The sequence below is a fragment of the Neisseria sp. HMSC069H12 genome (genome assembly GCF_001812735.1).
Lineage (GTDB): Bacteria > Pseudomonadota > Gammaproteobacteria > Burkholderiales > Neisseriaceae > Neisseria > Neisseria subflava.
The window spans coordinates 1-16,246 of the sequence record NZ_KV810289.1 but is presented as its reverse complement, the minus strand read 5'-3'; the positions used below and the strand labels follow the sequence as shown (position 1 = coordinate 16,246).

Below are 16,246 nucleotides of genomic sequence, written 5' to 3'. Positions count from 1 at the left end.
TAGTAAGGGATTAAAGAACAGGCCGTCTGAACATTCAGACGGCCTTGATTAACCTCAAATTTTAAGAAGCCAAAACGCGGGGGAAGAAAATTTCATTTTCCAAGTGGATATGATCTTTCAAATCGTCCACCATCTCTTTGGCCAATGTGTACAAACGGATCCAGCTGCCACAAGCGCCTTCAGGAAGCTCAAAATTGTTGGTCAATTCTTCCAGACGAGCGATGGCTTGGTCGTGTTCTTCATGCTCGTGCATCATCACGCTGATGGGCATTGCCGCGCCACGGCCCACGCCCTGATTAATCATCGGGAACAACATGCGTTCCTCTTTCATCATGTGCATCAACAGCTCGTTTTGCATATAGGCCAACAAATCGGTCACTTCGGCAGGGAAAGTGTCGGCATGAACCTGCGCCACTTTTTGCGCCAGTGGTACCAACTCTTCAAACTGGGCGCGGTGAACGTTGTGATAACGTTGCAGGATATGGTCAATCGTAGAATTGAAAGGCGCGGTTTCCCAAAGGGTAAAGTCAGTCATGGCTGTGTTCCTTTAAAGATTTATATTGGATGAATGTTAGGCGTAAGGATACACGCAGCTATCATCTTTGTATAGTTTTTTAATTGTTTAATTAATTGATAATAAAAGTTATTTTCAAATTTAAAATAACAAACAGGCCGTCTGAAACATAAGACTAAAGTTTCAGACGGCCTGTCCTTTTCTTAAATAATCCAACGATATAACGCAATCATCACCGGCATGGTTACCACACAAAGCAAGGTTGTCAGCCCGTAAATCGCGCTGGCTTTTTGGGCATTTTTGCCGTAAACAACCGCCATTTGGGTAACTGTCGAGGCGGCAGGCGAAGTCGTTGCCAAAAAGCTGATTAAAACAACCGTATCCGCATGCGCATCATGATGGGCAAAACCGCAAACTTTGACGGCAAAAAGCAATAATATCGGAATCAAAATCAACCTTAAAAAAGCAACAAGATACAGCCTCGGCGTCCACATAATCAAGCGCAGCGGCAAAGAAGCCAAAAGCATGCCCGCCACCAACATGGCAACCGGGCCAATCATGCCGCCTACCGTCGCCAAAGTATTATCGACAATATGCGGCAGCTTGATTTGAAAGGTAAACATCAGCAGCCCGACCAGCATGGATAAGATGTTGATATTGGTGAAAATGGTTTTCCAAGCCACATTGCCGCGGCCGCAAATCAACAGGCGCAGATGCGTCCAAAACAAAAACGTCTGCACCATGATAAAACCGCTGGTGTAAATCACCCATTCCGCACCAAAGACCGACATCACCAAAGGGATAATCAGGTTGCCCGAATTACTGTACACCGTCGCCGCGTGTTCAAGCGCATCGAGTTTGAACAAGTGCTTAAACAACCTGCCCAAAACAATCAACACCACATGGAAAAACACCGCCAGCATGACGGAAAGCTTCAGCCCTTCAATAATCTGCGGCGTATTGTCCATCTGAAAAGCGTGAATCATGACGGACGGGCTGATCAGATAAAGTGCGATAACAGAGAGCGTGTAGCTGTTTTCCGATTTCAACAGCCCGGCCTTCACCAAGGCCACACCCATCAAAACAATCAGCGTCAGCTCGGTAATTTTTCCGGCAAGCAGGAAAGAGGTTTCCATAATAAAAAAGCGGCAAAAACGTTAATTTTACGCTTCTACCGCTTCGCATGCCAAATTCAGACAGCCTCAACATTCAAGGCCATCTGAAATTTTCTACCACAGATAGGTTACGCTGGCTCCACCGCCTGCACCACCCTTAGATGCGCCAACAGCCGAACCTTTCACCAGCCATTTGCCACTGGCGGATACTTTCGATACTCCGACAGCAAAACCGGCCTTTCCGCGCCAAACGCCGCTGCCAATGGATACTGCACCCTGTCCCGGCTGGTAAGCTTGTCCCAGATTACCCACCGCAATCGCAGCGGCAGAGCCGGCATCCGCACGGTCTTCCAGTTTTTTCATTTCTACGCGTGTTTCAGCTCGTATTTGATTGATTTGAGCAGCCACCGCCGACTCTTTTTGCTGACTGTCGGCCTGCCATCTTTCCGCAAGCCTTTTAACCTGAGCCACATTTACCGCATCCGTATCCTGAGTACCGGCAGCCACATGGGTAATTTGACGGCTGTCCTTTTCATTGCCAACCGAAACCGCGCCCAATGTCGATTTCCATGCCGTTTCTTCAGATTGACTTGCCGACTGTGTCGCAAAATCATAGCCTGCCTGCCCTGCAGCCGAATCTGCGATACTTTGCGCACCCAGAGCCACTGCTTTTTCGGCTTTACCTTTGGCTTGGAAACCGAGTGCCAAAGATTTCTCTTCCAAAGCCGATGCGCCGCCGCCGACTGCGGTACCACCTTCTTTACGCACGCTGGAGCTGGTGCCGACAGCCAGACCGTTCAAGGCCGTGGCGGAAGACTCTACACCCAAAGCCACACTGTTTACGGCATTCGATACCGCACGCGTACCGACCGCCACTGCTTGATAACCTTCTGCTTCAGCAGCCGATGCCAGCGCAAGTGATTGAGTTCCACGTGCTTTAGCTCGATCACCTAAGGCCGTTGCACTGAGCGCATCCGCCTCACTATCTCTGCCGATAGCTACTGCATCAATATTACTTGCCTGCGCGCCATTACCTACCGCAACGGCACGCAAAGCCGAAGCCTTGGACAGCAGGCCAACTGCAACAGATTGACCGCCAGAAGCAGCTGCTGCGCCACCGACTGCTACATCATTTGTTCCCTTGGCATGGGCCCGAAAGCCAACCGCCACCGACCGCAATGCCTCCGCCTTGGATTCGCCACCCAAAGCGGTTGCGCTCAAACCGGAAGCGGCAGAATCATAACCCAAAGCAGCCGCCTTATAGCCGCCTGCTTTAGCCTTGTCGCCAACTGCAGTGGCATTTTCGCCCGATACGGATTCTTTACCGACAGCCAAAGAACCCGTCTTGTGCATGGTTCCAGCAACGATACCTCCGTCCGCATACGCAGTACCGAAAAAAAGCGCTAAAGCCAAACACAAAGGTCTGAGCGATACATTCAGTTTCATCTTTATATTCTCCATTTTTTAAATATTAAAAATATCCCATTCAATCATATTAATACTTTTGAACTAGTTATATTGTATATATTTTTATTCTCATATTAAATAATTCGGATAAATATTTTGATTTATGTCATAAATTTCAAACATCCTGGCAAATGTTCTTGGCCATCTTTCTAAACAGCCATCAGTTTCAGACGGCCTGAAGCCTTTTTCCAACAACCCGACATAATTTGCCCTACCGCAAAGCAAATCAATATAAATCTGTCCTTATATCCGCTATAATCAGCCATTTTCTTCAAACAGGAAACATCATGTCCCCCAGCCGTTTCAATCAAACGGGCCCCAAAATCGGCCTGAGCGTACGCCTTGCAGAAACCCAAGCTGAAATCGAAGCCGCCCAAAGATTGCGCTATCAGGTTTTTGCCCAAGAATTGGGGGCGGAAATCGAAAGCGATGACGGCCGTGATGTCGATCCTTATGATGAGCATTGCCACCACCTGCTTGCCTTCGATGATGCAACCGGCGAAGTTATCGGCTGCTACCGCCTGATTACCGAAGAAACCGCAAAAAAAGTCGGCGGCTGGTACAGCGAGCATGAATTTGACCTTGAGCCTTTGAAAAACATTCTGCCGCAAACCGTCGAACTCGGCCGCGCCTGTACCCACCCGGACTACCGCAACGGCGGCTTGGTCATGCTGTTGTGGACCGGTTTGGTCAAATTCATGAAAGACGAAAACCTGCGCTTTATGATTGGTTGCGGCAGTATCGAAATGCGCGACGGCGGCAACGATGCGGCGGGCCTGTATCATGCTTTGAAAGACAAATACCTCGCTCCGGAACAATGGCGCGTCAAACCACTCAACCCGCTCAAATGGGACAGCATCACGCCGTCTGAAAATCCGCCTGTACCCGCACTGATCAAAGGCTATCTCAAAGCAGGCGCGTGGTTTTGCGGCGAGCCTTGCGTCGATGAAGCATTCAACTGCGCGGATGTGCTGATCATGATGGACATCAGCCACCTTTCCGACCGCTACTTGCAGCGTTTTGCCCCTAAAACCGATTCATAATAAAAGGCCGTCTGAAACTTCAGACGACCTGCCTAATCTTTATAAAAAAAACACACACAATGACCGCCAAAATCCGTTTTATCTTCCGTCTTCTCTGTATTGCCGGCTGCCTTTTGTACGGCATGGCCGAAATGTTTTTTCTGTTTCCCTTTTACAGCAGCAAACGCAAACTGCGCGCAATCCAATTATGGTCGCTGCGCGTGCTTGCTTCCTGCGGCATGAAACTGCAAACCTTCGGCACGCCGCCGCAAGAAGATCGCGGTCAGCTGATTATCAGCAACCATATTTCATGGTTGGACATTATGGCGGTTAACGGCGCATTTCCCGGCCGTTTTGTAGCTAAAGACGATGTGGCCAAATGGCCGGTGGTCGGTTATCTCGCCACACAGGCGCAAACGGTTTACGTCTCGCGCAACCGCGGCATCAAAGGCAATTCCGCCAAAATCGCCGGCGTAACCGAAGCACTGAAAAACGGCGATACCGTCACCATTTTCCCCGAAGGCACCAGTACCGAAGGCCGTGAAATCCTGCCGTTCAAACCCAGCTTTTTTCAGACGGCCTATGATGCAGGCGTACCGATTATTCCAGCACTCTGCCGCTATCCGAATCCGGACGGCAGCAGCCCTAATCCGCACACTGCCTACTACGGTGACATCAGCCTCTGGCAATCTATCTGCATGGTCATCAGCCAGCCTTCCAGCACGGTCGAGCTGCATTTCCTCGATCCGATTGAAGCGGGAGAAGACCGCTACGCTACTGCGCTTCACATACACGCCCTGTTGAGCGAAAAGCAAAAACAGTTGGGCTAATCAAAAAAGGCCGTCTGAATGTTCAGACGGCCTTTTCCATTATCTTATGTCTTAAGATGAATATTGTACCGAATCGCTACCGCTTTTCTTTTGAATAAATTCAATTTTGTAGCCGTCCGGATCTTCGACAAACGCAATCACAGTCGTGCCGTGTTTCATCGGGCCGGCTTCGCGTACCACTTTACCGCCCATCTCTTTGACACGTTCGCACGCAGCGTAAGCGTCATCAACTTCAATCGCGATATGGCCGTAAGCCTCGCCCAAGTCGTAAGACTCGGTATCCCAGTTGTGGGTCAGTTCCAAAACAGTATGGTCCGCCTCATCGCCATAACCGACAAAAGCCAAAGTAAAACGGCCTTCAGGATAATCACGGCGGCGCAGCAGTTGCATGTTCAATACGTTTTGATAGAAACCCAAAGAGCGTTCGAGATTGCCAACACGCAACATAGTATGAAGCAAGCGCATGATTTTGTTCCTTTCTGAATTATGTTTGGTCATGGATTATAACATATCGGGCATTTACCCTCCTCGACTTAGAAAATGCCGATACTTAAACCATATAAAAATGAAGCGTATCCCCTATCGCCATTTGAATTTAATTTATTAACAAGCACACCGACTGACTAAATTGCTATAATCGCCACACTTACAACACAACACTTCAAACCGTCATGAAAACCTTTGTTCTTCCAGATACCCGCCCTTATCCGCAGAGCCCTATCAAAAACTACCTTCTGCTCAATGCCTATCAACTGGCGCACAACTCCTCCTCCGCATCACGCAAGCTTTCGGCCGGCCAACTGCAAACCGAAATCCGTACCATGCTCAGCCAAAACCATTACATCAACCTTTCATTGGCGATGACCATGGCGCCCGATGTCGGCACTTACACCAGCCTGATTCAAAGCGTAGGCGAAGTCCTGAAGGCAGAAAACGATAACGAAGCCCAATGGTTTGCCCTGCCTGTCGTTTTGGTCGCCGGTTGCAAAAAAGAACAAACCCTGCCGCTTACATTGCCTACCGAAGCCCTCTTCGCCTGCCTGCAAAACTACCCGAACCTGCGCACCCTCACGCAAAATACGCAATGGCTGCCCTACCTCGTCCAATCTACCGACTTGAGCAGCGTTACCCCGGGCGAGTGGTTCCAAGCCAAGCAAAACGATGAAGCGGCAGGCGCATTCCTGCAAAAATTCGAATACAAACCATTGACGCTGCCCGAAGGTCAATCCGTCCATGTTGTTTACGCGCTGGGCTACGGCAATAAAGACATTCAGACGGCCTTGGGCCTCAACTTGCAACAGGCAGGCCTGCCATTGATGCAGGTTTGGCAAGAGCATCTCGCCCTTGACGGCGTTACCCTCTTTACCAACCCGCTCTCGCCCAATACGCCGCTTGACGCGCTTACCGACGGCAGCCACACCCGCCAACGCATGGCGATGGACGTTTTTGCCACCAACGCCATCCGCGCCATCCGTATGCAAAGCCCACGTGTCGGCGTTGTTGCCGCAGCAAAAGCGGACGGTAAGCTCCAGTTCAGCTTCAACGCAACAGACAGCGCGTTTGAAATCGTTCCGCAGACCTTCACTTGGGAGCTGGCCTCAACCGACAATATCGCCATCGTTCAGCAAAACTTCCTCGACCTGATGGCCGAATGCCGAATCGAGCACCTCTACCTGCTGCACAACCCATTGGGCGAAAACGAGAACATCCCTACTTATGCCCAAGCGTTAAAACTGGAAGGCCACAATCCTTTCTTCAGCCATGTAAACTAAGTTGAAAATGCAACACGCCAAGGCCGTCTGAAAACGGTTTGGCGTGTTGCATTGATTTTCAAACCTTACCGCTCATTTTCACGCATATGAAAACCCACAAAATCCTTTTCGTCTGCCTCGGCAACATCTGCCGCTCCCCCATGGCCGAATACGTCCTGCGCCACCGCGCCCGCGAAGCAGGCATGGGCAATGCCGTCATTACAGCCAGCGCAGGCACATCAGGTTGGCATGACGGAGAAGACATGCACGAAGGCACACGCCGCGCACTCAAGCAACACGGCATCGACCCGTCAGGCTTTACCAGCAGCAAAATCAAACCCAGCGATGCCGAACATTTCGACTACATCATCGTGATGGACGACAACAACCTCAGAGAAACCGAAAAACAGCTCGGTTTCCACCCCGGCAAAATCTTCAAACTGACCGACCTTATTCCCGATTCAGGTTACAACCACGTTCCCGATCCATGGTACGCAGGCGACTTTGACGAAACCTACCGTCTGGTCGATGCCGGCAGTTTGGCCTTGTTGGAAAAATTGAAACAGGCTTAAACCGGCTTTAACAAAAAAAGGCCGTCTGAACAGGTATCTGCAAAGCCATGCTTTCGTGATTACCTGTTCAGACGGTCTTTATCTATGACCTCAATCAACCTACGCGATAAAACGCCAGACTGCCCAATAAATTCGGCAGATGTTTAATCTGTTTATTGCCGGTCATGACCGCACGCTCAAGCACGCGGATTTTGTTTTTGGCACACAATAAATCGAAGTCTTTAAGGGTACACCAATGGATATTGGGCGTATCGTACCAATGATACGGCATCCGCTCGGAAACCGGCATATGGCCGCCGATGGCGATTTGAAAGCGGTTGCGCCAGTAGCCGAAGTTAGGGAAGCTGACAATAGCCTGCTTGGCCACGCGCATCAGGCAGCGCAGGATTTTTTCCGTATTCTGCATCGCCTGAATGGTTTGGCTCAAGACAATCACATCAAAACTTTGATCGCCAAAAGCCACTAAACCTTCTTCCAAATCGGCTTGAATGACGTTCACGCCGCGGGATATGGCGGCAATCACACTGTCGGTATCGATTTCAACGCCGTAGCCGGTGCAATTTTTATGTTCCACCAACGCGGCCAACAGTTCGCCGTCGCCGCAGCCTAAATCGAGTACGCGGCTGCCTTCGGGTATCCAATCGTAAATGAGTTGCAAATCGTCGCGCAGATTCATTTTTGGCAGTCCTTGTAAACGTTGTTCATGTAAGCGGCAACCGCGCGGATATAGGCTTCATCTTCCATCAAGAAGGCATCGTGGCCGTGATTGGATTTGACTTCAATGTACTGCACGGATTTTTGCGCGGCGATTAATGCCTTGACCAATTCATGCGAACGTTGCGGCGAGAAGCGCCAATCGGTGCTGAAGCTGGCAACAAAAAACTTGGCCTGCACATTCTCCACGGCGCGCGTGAGGTTGTGGCCGTAATCGGCGGCCGGGTCGAAGTAGTCGAGTGCCTTGGTCATCAGCAGATAAGTATTGGCATCGAAACGGCCGACAAACTTGTCGCCTTGATAGCGAAGATAAGATTCCACTTCAAATTCAACGCCATAGCCATATTGATAGCCGTCTGATTTTAAATCGCGGCCGAATTTTTTACCTAAGCCGTCTTCGGCAAGATAGGTGATGTGCCCCATCATGCGCGCAATACGCAAACCGCGTGAAGGAACGGTATGATGGCTACGGTAATTGCCTTCATGGAAATCGGGATCGGTCAAAATAGCCTGACGGGCAACATCGTTAAACGCGATGTTTTGAGTGGAAAGTTTAGGCGCAGAAGCGATAACGAGCGCGTGTGCAACGCGTTCAGGCAAAGAAATCGTCCATTGCAATGCCTGCATACCGCCCAAGCTGCCGCCGACAATGGCCACCCATTTTTGAATGCCGAGGTAATCGGCAAGCATGGATTGGGACTTCACCCAGTCTTTGACGGTTACAACCGGAAAATCTGCGCCATATTCGTGGCCGGTTTCAGGATTTTCGGACAAAGGGCCGGTACTGCCGTCGCAGCCGCCCAAGTTGTTCAAACCGACAACGAAAAAGCGTTCGGTATCGATGGGTTTGCCGGGGCCGACCATATTGTCCCACCAGCCGGCGTATTTATCCTCCGCACTGTGCTTGCCGGCAACGTGATGATTGCCTGACAGGGCGTGGCAGATAAGGACGGCATTGCTTTTGTCGGCATTGAGTGTGCCGTAGGTTTCAATCATCAGATCGAAACGAGGTAAGGTTTTGCCGTTTTCCAGAGCAAGCGGTGTGTCAAACGGGATTTTCTGGGGCGTTACAATGCCCACTGAGGCATTTGTTGTCATTTGTAATTTCCAAGTGAAGCGGCAAAAGGGGTATTATAACGTTTCGTTTTTGTTTTGTGCATGAGGCTTCAGACGGCCTGCCCTGATTAAAGGCAATATTTTTGGGAGAATGTGGAATGATAGGCAGGCTTTTGCGATTTTTTTTCTTTTGCGCCATAGCGGCATTGATTGTGAACCGTTTGTTCAGCCGCAAACAAAAGCGTACCATTCGGGAAATCGCCAAAATCAGCGCGTGGGTATTGCTTGGCGCGGCGGCCGCTACGCTGTTTTGGTATCTGATGATGCTGTTTTTCAAACATATTCCCAATTCTTATTGAAATAAAATATAAAAGGCCGTCTGAAACCTTAATCCAGCGTTTTCAGACGGCCTTTTGATGTTCAAACTTAAAACAGCTCTTCCGGAATCTTGCAAACCGGAATCGGATTGACTTTGTGCTGCATGGCTTTGTGCAATCGAGTATAGATCGCCAAAACTTCGCGCTGTCTGCCCTCAAAATCTTCAGGCTTGTGGCTGTCGTACACACTCATCGCCCATTCGAGTTCGGGATAAGATGCGCCCATTTGTTCTTCATCGGTACGCTCGGTATCCCAAAGTCCGTCCGTCGGTACGGCTTTTTGAATATCCTCCGACACGTCCAGCTCGGCTGCCAAAGCGTACACTTGAGTTTTGGTCAAATCGGCAATCGGGCTGATGTCCACGCCGCCGTCGCCGTATTTGGTGAAAAAACCGACGCCGAAATCTTCAATTTTATTGCCCGTCCCCGCCACCAGCAAACCATGCAACTGCCCGTAATAATAAAGCGTTGTCATGCGCAGGCGGCTGCGTGCATTGGCAAGTGCCAGCTGTTTGTTGGGAAATTCGGTTTCGCTAACGTCAACGGTATCGGCAAACGTATCGAACGTTTGGGTCAAATCGACGCTTTGCGCTTTTACATTGGGATAACGCTGTTTCAGACGGCCCATGTGTTCTTGCGCGCGGTTAACTTGGTCAGCTTTCTGACGAATCGGCATTTCCAACAACAAAACCGACAAACCGGTTTGCGCGGTAAGTGTGGAAACCACGGCAGAATCGATGCCGCCGGATACGCCGACGACAAAACCTTTGGCATGCACCTGCTCGGCGTAATCTTTGAGCCATTGAACAATATGACGGATGATGGCTTGGGTTTGCATAGGGATGAATGTTCGCTTCAAATAAAACGAATGATAGCCTGATTTGCACTTGTCTGAAAGACGACAGGGTATAATGCCTTTTTATTTCTTGCACGCACACCATGTCCAAACCCATCCTTCTGCGCTGGCTCGTTGTCTGCCTGATTCCGCTCGCCACCCTCTTGTGGTTTGCCCTCAACCCGCCCGAAGACAAAACGCAACACCTCATCAACGGCATCATCCTTGCCTGCGAAGCCACGTTCCTATTCAAGTTCGTCCTCTTTGATGTCATCAAACACCACCTCAAACAAGAGCCTGAACTGAAACGGCAAAGCATTTGGATGTTTATCCCGATTGTTTTGCTGATTGTTTATTTGTTCCACTATTTCGGCGCATTCTGATGTTTTCAGACGGCCTTGGGCATATTTTTTCCATGAACACCACCCCACCTTATACCTGCTGGATTTTCTGCAACGTCATCGACAACTTCGGCGACATCGGCGTTTCATGGCGGCTGGCGCGTATTTTGCAACGCGAACTCGACTGGCAAGTGCATTTATGGACAGACGACTTCCCCTCCCTTCAGGCACTCTACCCTGACTTGACCTCGATTCCCAATATCTATCAAGGCATCGGCATTCACACTTGGCAAACCGACCATGCCGAAGATACCGATACAGCCCCTACCCCCGACATCGTCATCGAAACCTTCGCCTGCGAACTGCCCGACAACGTTCAAACCATCATCCACCGACACCGACCACTTTGGCTTAACTGGGAATACCTCAGCGCGGAAGACAGCAACGAGAGGCTGCACTTAATGCCTTCGCCCCAAGCCGGCGGCATACAGAAATACTTTTGGTTTATGGGTTTCAGCGAAAAAAGCGGCGGCCTGCTGCGCGAACGCGATTATGCCGAATCTGCCGGATTTGATACGGAAGCCTTACGCCGACAACTTAAACTTCCCGCCAAAACTGCCCCCGAATGGCTGCTTTTCGGCTATCAAAGCGATATTTGGGCAAAATGGCTGACTATGTGGCAACAGGCCGGCCAACCCATTACCCTGCTGCTTACAGGTACGCAAATCATCGCCAGCCTGAAAAACAGCGGCCTAGTGCCGCAAAACGCCCTGCTTGAAGACGGCGATGTGTATCAAAGCGAACACGTTACCCTGATCAAAATCCCTTTCGTTGCCCAACAGGATTTCGATAAACTGCTCAATCTTGCCGACGGCGCCGTCATACGCGGCGAAGACAGCTTTGTTCGCGCCCAGCTCGCCGGAAAACCTTTCTTTTGGCACATCTATCCGCAAGAAGAAAATATCCATCTCGACAAACTGCACGCGTTTTGGGACAAAGCGCATCAGGTTTATCCGGATGTTGTCGCCACGGCACATCACCGTCTTTCCGACGAACTCAACAACGGAGAAGCACTCAGCGACAGCCAACGCCTGCAGGCATGGCAAACCCTGACGGCACACCAAAACGAATGGCGTCAAAGCGCGGCAAAATGGCGGGACGGACTTTTTACCCAAAAAAGTGCTGTCGAAAAACTTGCCGCCTTTATTTCAAAGCACAAAAAAATACGCTAAAATAGCGCGTTTTATTACAACCGATTTGATTGGAAAACTACAATGAAAACAGCACAAGAACTGCGCGCCGGCAACGTATTCATGGTCGGCAACGACCCTATGGTTGTTCAAAAAACCGAATACATCAAAGGTGGTCGCTCTTCCGCCAAAGTCAGCATGAAACTGAAAAACCTGCTGACTGGTGCCGCTTCTGAAACCATTTACAAAGCCGACGACAAATTCGACGTCGTAATCTTGGCCCGCAAAAACTGTACTTACAGCTACTTTGCCGATCCAATGTACGTCTTCATGGACGAAGAATTCAACCAATACGAAATCGAAGCCGACAACATCGGCGACGCGTTGAAATTCATCGTTGACGGCATGGAAGACGTATGCGAAGTTACTTTCTACGAAGGCAACCCAATCTCCGTAGAATTGCCTACCATCATCGTTCGCGAAGTTGAATACACCGAGCCTGCCGTTAAAGGCGATACCTCCGGTAAAGTGATGAAAACCGCACGTCTGGTCGGCGGCACTGAAATCCAAGTGATGTCTTACATCGAAAACGGCGACAAAGTCGAAATCGATACCCGTACCGGCGAATTCCGCAAACGTGCTTAATCAGCCCGTAACACAAAAAGGCCGTCTGAATATTCAGACGGCCTTTTTATCAATCTGCCTTATTGTTTCTTCAAGCCCTTGGCTTCGACAGTCGCAATCGTACCGTCAATGCCTTTACTCTTAATCAGCTCGCCAAATTGATTTCGGTATACCGTTACCAAGCTGGTACCATCCACGCGGATGTTGTAAATCTTATACGCACCGCCGCTTTGGTAAAGCTGGTAGGCCACTTCATACTTGGTGCCTTTTTTGGTCTGAATTTCTGAGAAAACGTCAAACTTATTGCCGTTTGCCGTCATCTTCGGCAACAGGCGCACATTCGCATCCGCCGCACCAATCAGTGCAGAATGCGAGTACATCGCAATCACCATATCCTTGAATGCACGGATAAAATCGGTTTTCTGTTTGGCAGAAAATTCACGCCATGGCGCACCAACCGCCAAAGCCGAAATACGTTCATAGTCCAGATAACGGTTGGCATACTGCTCAACCTGTTTCACACGTTGCGCCTCTGTCAAAGACGTATTGCGTGCAATTTTCAACACGGTATCAATGTTCTGCTGCATCTGCTTTTGCGCCGGATGCGTTTCCGCCGCCACATAAGGCGCGGCAATTACCATTGGCGCAGCCACAATCAAAGTCTGAAGAAAACGGTTCATGACGATATCCATCCAAAATAAAACCGCATTGTAAAAACAATCTATTCCAAAAAACTTAATTCTTTGTAAAAGCAGTCATGAGCAATGAAAAATCCTGCAATTAAATTTCAGACGGCCTGATAAAAATAAGATAACATATGAACGCTATTTTAAAAGGAAACAGCCATGCCTTACGTCAATATCAAAGTAACCGGTGGCAGCGAAGCCCCGAGCACAGAGCAAAAAGCCGAATTAATCCGCGGCGTAACCGAATTACTCTCACGCGTTCTCAACAAAAACCCTGAGACAACCGTCGTCGTCATTGACGAAATCGATATGGACAACTGGGGCATAGGCGGTAAAAGCGTGACGATTCGCCGTGCCGAAGCGCGCAATAAGTAAGCTTTGGCCGTCTGAAACGCTTTTAATTTACCCGCAAAAAGAGTAAATTTACCCCCATTGTTAACAATTTTACGGAACACACATCATGGAGAAATTTCCCAAATCGTCCAAGCTGGATCACGTTTGCTACGACATCCGCGGCCCGGTTCATAAAAAAGCCCTGCAACTGGAAGAAGAAGGCAACAAAATCCTCAAGCTCAATATCGGCAATCCTGCCCCGTTCGGCTTTGAAGCGCCTGATGAAATTTTGGTTGACGTGATCCGCAACCTGCCGACCGCGCAGGGCTATTGCGACTCCAAAGGCCTTTATTCCGCACGCAAAGCCATCGTTCATTACTATCAAACCAAAGGCTTGCGCGATATTACCGTCAACGACGTTTACATCGGCAACGGCGTCTCCGAGCTGATTACCATGTCCATGCAGGCATTGCTCAACGACGGTGATGAAATCCTGATTCCTGCGCCTGACTATCCACTGTGGACCGCCGCCGCAACACTGGCCGGCGGCACTGTGCGTCATTATTTGTGCGACGAAGAAAACGACTGGTTCCCGAATCTGGCCGATATAGAAGCCAAAATTACGCCGAAAACCAAAGCCATCGTCGTTATCAACCCCAACAACCCTACCGGCGCGGTGTACAGCAAAGAAATCCTGCTGGAAATTGCCGAACTGGCGCGTAAACACGGCCTGATTATTTTTGCCGACGAAATTTACGACAAAATTCTTTACGATGGTGCCGTACACCATCACATTGCCGCCCTCGCCCCCGACTTGCTGACCATTACCTTTAACGGCCTCTCCAAAGCCTACCGCGTGGCCGGTTTCCGCCAAGGCTGGATGGTGCTCAACGGCCCGAAACATCATGCCAAAGGCTATATCGAAGGCCTCGACATGCTCTCTTCCATGCGTCTGTGTGCCAATACGCCGATGCAACACGCCATTCAGACGGCCTTGGGCGGCTATCAAAGCATCAACGAATTTATCCTGCCAGGCGGCCGCCTGTTGGAACAACGCAATAAAGCATGGGAACTGATCAACCAAATCCCCGGTGTTTCCTGCGTCAAACCAATGGGCGCGATGTATATGTTCCCAAAAATCGATACCGAAATGTACGGCATTCATGACGACATGAAATTCGTCTACGATTTGCTCGTGCGTGAAAAAGTCTTGTTCGTCCAAGGCACAGGCTTCAACTGGATACGCCCCGACCACTTCCGTATCGTTACCCTGCCGCCCGTTCATCAAATCGAAGAAGCCATGGACAAACTCAAACGCTTCTTGCAAAACTACCATCAATAAACCTAAGCCAAACAGGCCGTCTGAAAAAGCAAACTGCTGTTCAGACGGCCTTTTCAATCAATCGGCAACTTGGCAAAGCACGCAGACATGCGTATAATCGACTTTTCCTATCTGGGGGCGATCTTGGTTTCGACGGGGGTTGCAAAGCAGATGCGGGCATACCGGGGTCTCAGATTCCCCGTAAAACACTGAATCTAAATAGTCGCAAACGACGAAACTTACGCACTGGCCGCTTAAGGCCTGCCGTTGCAGCAGTTGGTCAATGGGCTGTGTAGCGCAAGCTACCGCAACGTCATTCTACATTGACTGGTTTTCTGTCGGGTTACTTGGCAGGAAACGAGATTTAAGGTAACTGGTTCCCTGAAGGCCTGTTGGTCGGCATGATGGGGACGAGATTCTAAATAGACACAACTAAGTATGTAGAACGCTCTGTAGAGGACTTTCGGACGGGGGTTCGATTCCCCCCGCCTCCACCAGATTTGAAGCGCAAACTTTTGATATAAAAAGGTTTGCGCTTTTTTATAAACTTAAACAGGCCGTCTGAAACTTTTCAGACGGCCTGTTTTTGTCTCAAATATCTGAGTAAAAAACTTTTTCTTTCGATACATTGCCAATGGTGCTTTAAAAAATTTCAGCCTCACATTTTTCTATCTGATTTCATATTCATTTTACGATGCGGTCTAACCGTTACGCTCAATGGCAGATGATCTGACAAATGCTGCCAGTCTTTACTGTTGTGGATTTCAGAATCGATGACATCAAGATTGCGCGTGTAAATGCGGTCGAGGCTGAGGATGGGTAGGCGCGAAGGGAAGGTTTTGGGGCGTTTGCCTGTATTATCGACAAATACTTCGTTCAAATCTAATGCCCTGCCCAGCTCACGCGCTGATTTCTGTCGCCAGTCATTGAAATCGCCGGCGATAATCAACGGGCTTTCCGGACGAATGTATCGGCCAACGTAGTCGCTAATGGCGCGGTATTGTTTGAGGCGGTCCGGCTCGCGCAAGTTGAGGTGGACACACAAACACACCAGCGGGTCTTCCCAACCTTCTGGCACGACTTCGCAATGCAACAGGCCGCGTTGTTCGAGTTTGTTGACGCTGATATTGAGGTTGTTTTCCGTTTTCAACGGCAAGCGGCTGAGAATGGCGTTGCCGTGATGGCGTTTAGGATAGACGGCATTTTTACCGTAGCTGCGATGATAATCGAGGCTGTCGCCGATGATGTCATAATGCGGTGCATCAGGAAAGTTGGTACGGCGGCTTCTGTTGAGATGTTGTCCTTGGACTTCTTGTAAAAACAAAACGTCCGAACCCAATGCACCCAGCGCGTCAGCCATGCGGTTGACCTGCACTTTACGGTTGAGCGCAGACATGCCTTTGTGCATATTGTAGGAAGTAATGGTAACTGGACGGGGAGACATGATGTGTGATGAAGCGGTTTATTTGTAGGAAAACGTTGCGTTGTTTACACCACA

Annotated in this window: 19 protein-coding genes and 1 other RNA gene; 11 read left to right on the top strand and 9 right to left on the bottom strand. The window is 49.7% G+C overall.

Going from position 1 to position 16,246, the window contains the following annotated elements; translation table 11 throughout:
* Positions 1-61 precede the first annotated feature (61 nt).
* From dnrN to HMPREF2872_RS08135, 3 genes are all read right to left on the bottom strand, one after another.
* Positions 62-535, bottom strand: a complete 474-nt coding sequence (gene dnrN / locus HMPREF2872_RS08145; RefSeq protein ID WP_070632813.1) for an iron-sulfur cluster repair protein DnrN — start codon at positions 533-535, stop codon at positions 62-64.
* Between the two features lie 182 nt (positions 536-717).
* Entirely contained in the window at positions 718-1,650 is a 933-nt protein-coding gene (locus tag HMPREF2872_RS08140) for an AEC family transporter (protein ID WP_070632811.1), read from the bottom strand.
* A 93-nt stretch (positions 1,651-1,743) separates the two neighbouring features.
* Entirely contained in the window at positions 1,744-3,075 is a 1,332-nt protein-coding gene (locus HMPREF2872_RS08135; RefSeq protein ID WP_070632809.1) for a YadA-like family protein, read from the bottom strand.
* A 308-nt stretch (positions 3,076-3,383) separates the two neighbouring features.
* Here HMPREF2872_RS08135 and HMPREF2872_RS08130 point away from each other — a divergent pair, with 308 nt between their 5' ends.
* Positions 3,384-4,139, top strand: a complete 756-nt coding sequence (locus tag HMPREF2872_RS08130; protein ID WP_070632807.1) for a GNAT family N-acetyltransferase — start codon at positions 3,384-3,386, stop codon at positions 4,137-4,139.
* A 59-nt stretch (positions 4,140-4,198) separates the two neighbouring features.
* Entirely contained in the window at positions 4,199-4,948 is a 750-nt protein-coding gene (locus HMPREF2872_RS08125) for a lysophospholipid acyltransferase family protein (protein ID WP_070632805.1), read from the top strand.
* A 51-nt stretch (positions 4,949-4,999) separates the two neighbouring features.
* Here HMPREF2872_RS08125 and gloA read toward each other — a convergent pair whose 3' ends face one another.
* Positions 5,000-5,413, bottom strand: a complete 414-nt coding sequence (gene gloA, locus HMPREF2872_RS08120; protein WP_070632803.1) for a lactoylglutathione lyase — start codon at positions 5,411-5,413, stop codon at positions 5,000-5,002.
* 206 nt (positions 5,414-5,619) lie between these two features.
* Between gloA and HMPREF2872_RS08115 the strand changes: the two genes are divergently transcribed.
* Together HMPREF2872_RS08115 and HMPREF2872_RS08110 are read left to right on the top strand one after the other, a co-directional pair.
* On the top strand, positions 5,620-6,720 hold the full coding sequence (locus tag HMPREF2872_RS08115) for a conjugal transfer protein (RefSeq protein ID WP_070632801.1): 1,101 nt from the start codon (positions 5,620-5,622) through the stop codon (positions 6,718-6,720).
* A gap of 86 nt (positions 6,721-6,806) precedes the next feature.
* Complete coding sequence (locus tag HMPREF2872_RS08110) at positions 6,807-7,271, top strand: low molecular weight protein-tyrosine-phosphatase (protein ID WP_070632800.1); 465 nt, start codon at positions 6,807-6,809, stop codon at positions 7,269-7,271.
* A gap of 94 nt (positions 7,272-7,365) precedes the next feature.
* Here HMPREF2872_RS08110 and metW read toward each other — a convergent pair whose 3' ends face one another.
* A complete protein-coding gene (gene metW / locus HMPREF2872_RS08105) occupies positions 7,366-7,947 on the bottom strand; it encodes a methionine biosynthesis protein MetW (protein WP_003684992.1) in 582 nt (193 codons plus the stop codon).
* A complete protein-coding gene (locus HMPREF2872_RS08100; protein WP_070632798.1) occupies positions 7,944-9,083 on the bottom strand; it encodes a homoserine O-succinyltransferase MetX in 1,140 nt (379 codons plus the stop codon). Before HMPREF2872_RS08100 ends, metW begins: the two co-directional genes overlap by 4 nt.
* 116 nt (positions 9,084-9,199) lie before the next feature.
* On the opposite strand from HMPREF2872_RS08100, the gene HMPREF2872_RS08095 reads away from it, so the two are divergent.
* A complete protein-coding gene (locus HMPREF2872_RS08095) occupies positions 9,200-9,400 on the top strand; it encodes a protein MIGRI (protein WP_003682450.1) in 201 nt (66 codons plus the stop codon).
* Positions 9,401-9,467: 67 nt separating this feature from the next.
* Here the strand turns inward: HMPREF2872_RS08095 and nadE are convergent, their stop codons facing one another.
* Positions 9,468-10,256, bottom strand: a complete 789-nt coding sequence (nadE, locus tag HMPREF2872_RS08090) for an NAD(+) synthase (RefSeq protein ID WP_070632796.1) — start codon at positions 10,254-10,256, stop codon at positions 9,468-9,470.
* A gap of 101 nt (positions 10,257-10,357) precedes the next feature.
* Here nadE and HMPREF2872_RS08085 point away from each other — a divergent pair, with 101 nt between their 5' ends.
* Genes HMPREF2872_RS08085 through efp form a run of 3 tightly spaced genes read left to right on the top strand, consistent with a single transcriptional unit; the run spans position 10,358 to position 12,429 of the window.
* Complete coding sequence (locus HMPREF2872_RS08085) at positions 10,358-10,636, top strand: hypothetical protein (protein ID WP_003682447.1); 279 nt, start codon at positions 10,358-10,360, stop codon at positions 10,634-10,636.
* A gap of 32 nt (positions 10,637-10,668) precedes the next feature.
* Positions 10,669-11,826: an elongation factor P maturation arginine rhamnosyltransferase EarP gene (gene earP / locus HMPREF2872_RS08080; protein WP_070632920.1), complete on the top strand. Its 1,158-nt coding sequence runs from the start codon at positions 10,669-10,671 to the stop codon at positions 11,824-11,826.
* 42 nt (positions 11,827-11,868) lie between these two features.
* Positions 11,869-12,429 (top strand): elongation factor P, encoded by a 561-nt coding sequence (gene efp, locus HMPREF2872_RS08075; protein ID WP_049351376.1) that lies wholly within the window; start codon positions 11,869-11,871, stop codon positions 12,427-12,429.
* 59 nt (positions 12,430-12,488) lie between these two features.
* Here the strand turns inward: efp and HMPREF2872_RS08070 are convergent, their stop codons facing one another.
* A complete protein-coding gene (locus HMPREF2872_RS08070) occupies positions 12,489-13,088 on the bottom strand; it encodes an MlaC/ttg2D family ABC transporter substrate-binding protein (protein WP_070632918.1) in 600 nt (199 codons plus the stop codon).
* 165 nt (positions 13,089-13,253) lie between these two features.
* On the opposite strand from HMPREF2872_RS08070, the gene HMPREF2872_RS08065 reads away from it, so the two are divergent.
* From HMPREF2872_RS08065 to ssrA, 3 genes are all read left to right on the top strand, one after another.
* A complete protein-coding gene (locus HMPREF2872_RS08065; RefSeq protein WP_070632794.1) occupies positions 13,254-13,469 on the top strand; it encodes a tautomerase family protein in 216 nt (71 codons plus the stop codon).
* A gap of 85 nt (positions 13,470-13,554) precedes the next feature.
* The gene (locus HMPREF2872_RS08060; protein ID WP_070632792.1) at positions 13,555-14,769 is read left to right on the top strand and encodes a pyridoxal phosphate-dependent aminotransferase; all 1,215 of its coding nucleotides are present in this window, start codon (positions 13,555-13,557) and stop codon (positions 14,767-14,769) included.
* 113 nt (positions 14,770-14,882) lie between these two features.
* Positions 14,883-15,245, top strand: a transfer-messenger RNA (tmRNA) gene (gene ssrA / locus HMPREF2872_RS08055).
* A 161-nt stretch (positions 15,246-15,406) separates the two neighbouring features.
* Here the strand turns inward: ssrA and HMPREF2872_RS08050 are convergent.
* The gene (locus HMPREF2872_RS08050; RefSeq protein ID WP_070632791.1) at positions 15,407-16,192 is read right to left on the bottom strand and encodes an endonuclease/exonuclease/phosphatase family protein; all 786 of its coding nucleotides are present in this window, start codon (positions 16,190-16,192) and stop codon (positions 15,407-15,409) included.
* Positions 16,193-16,246: the final 54 nt, after the last annotated feature.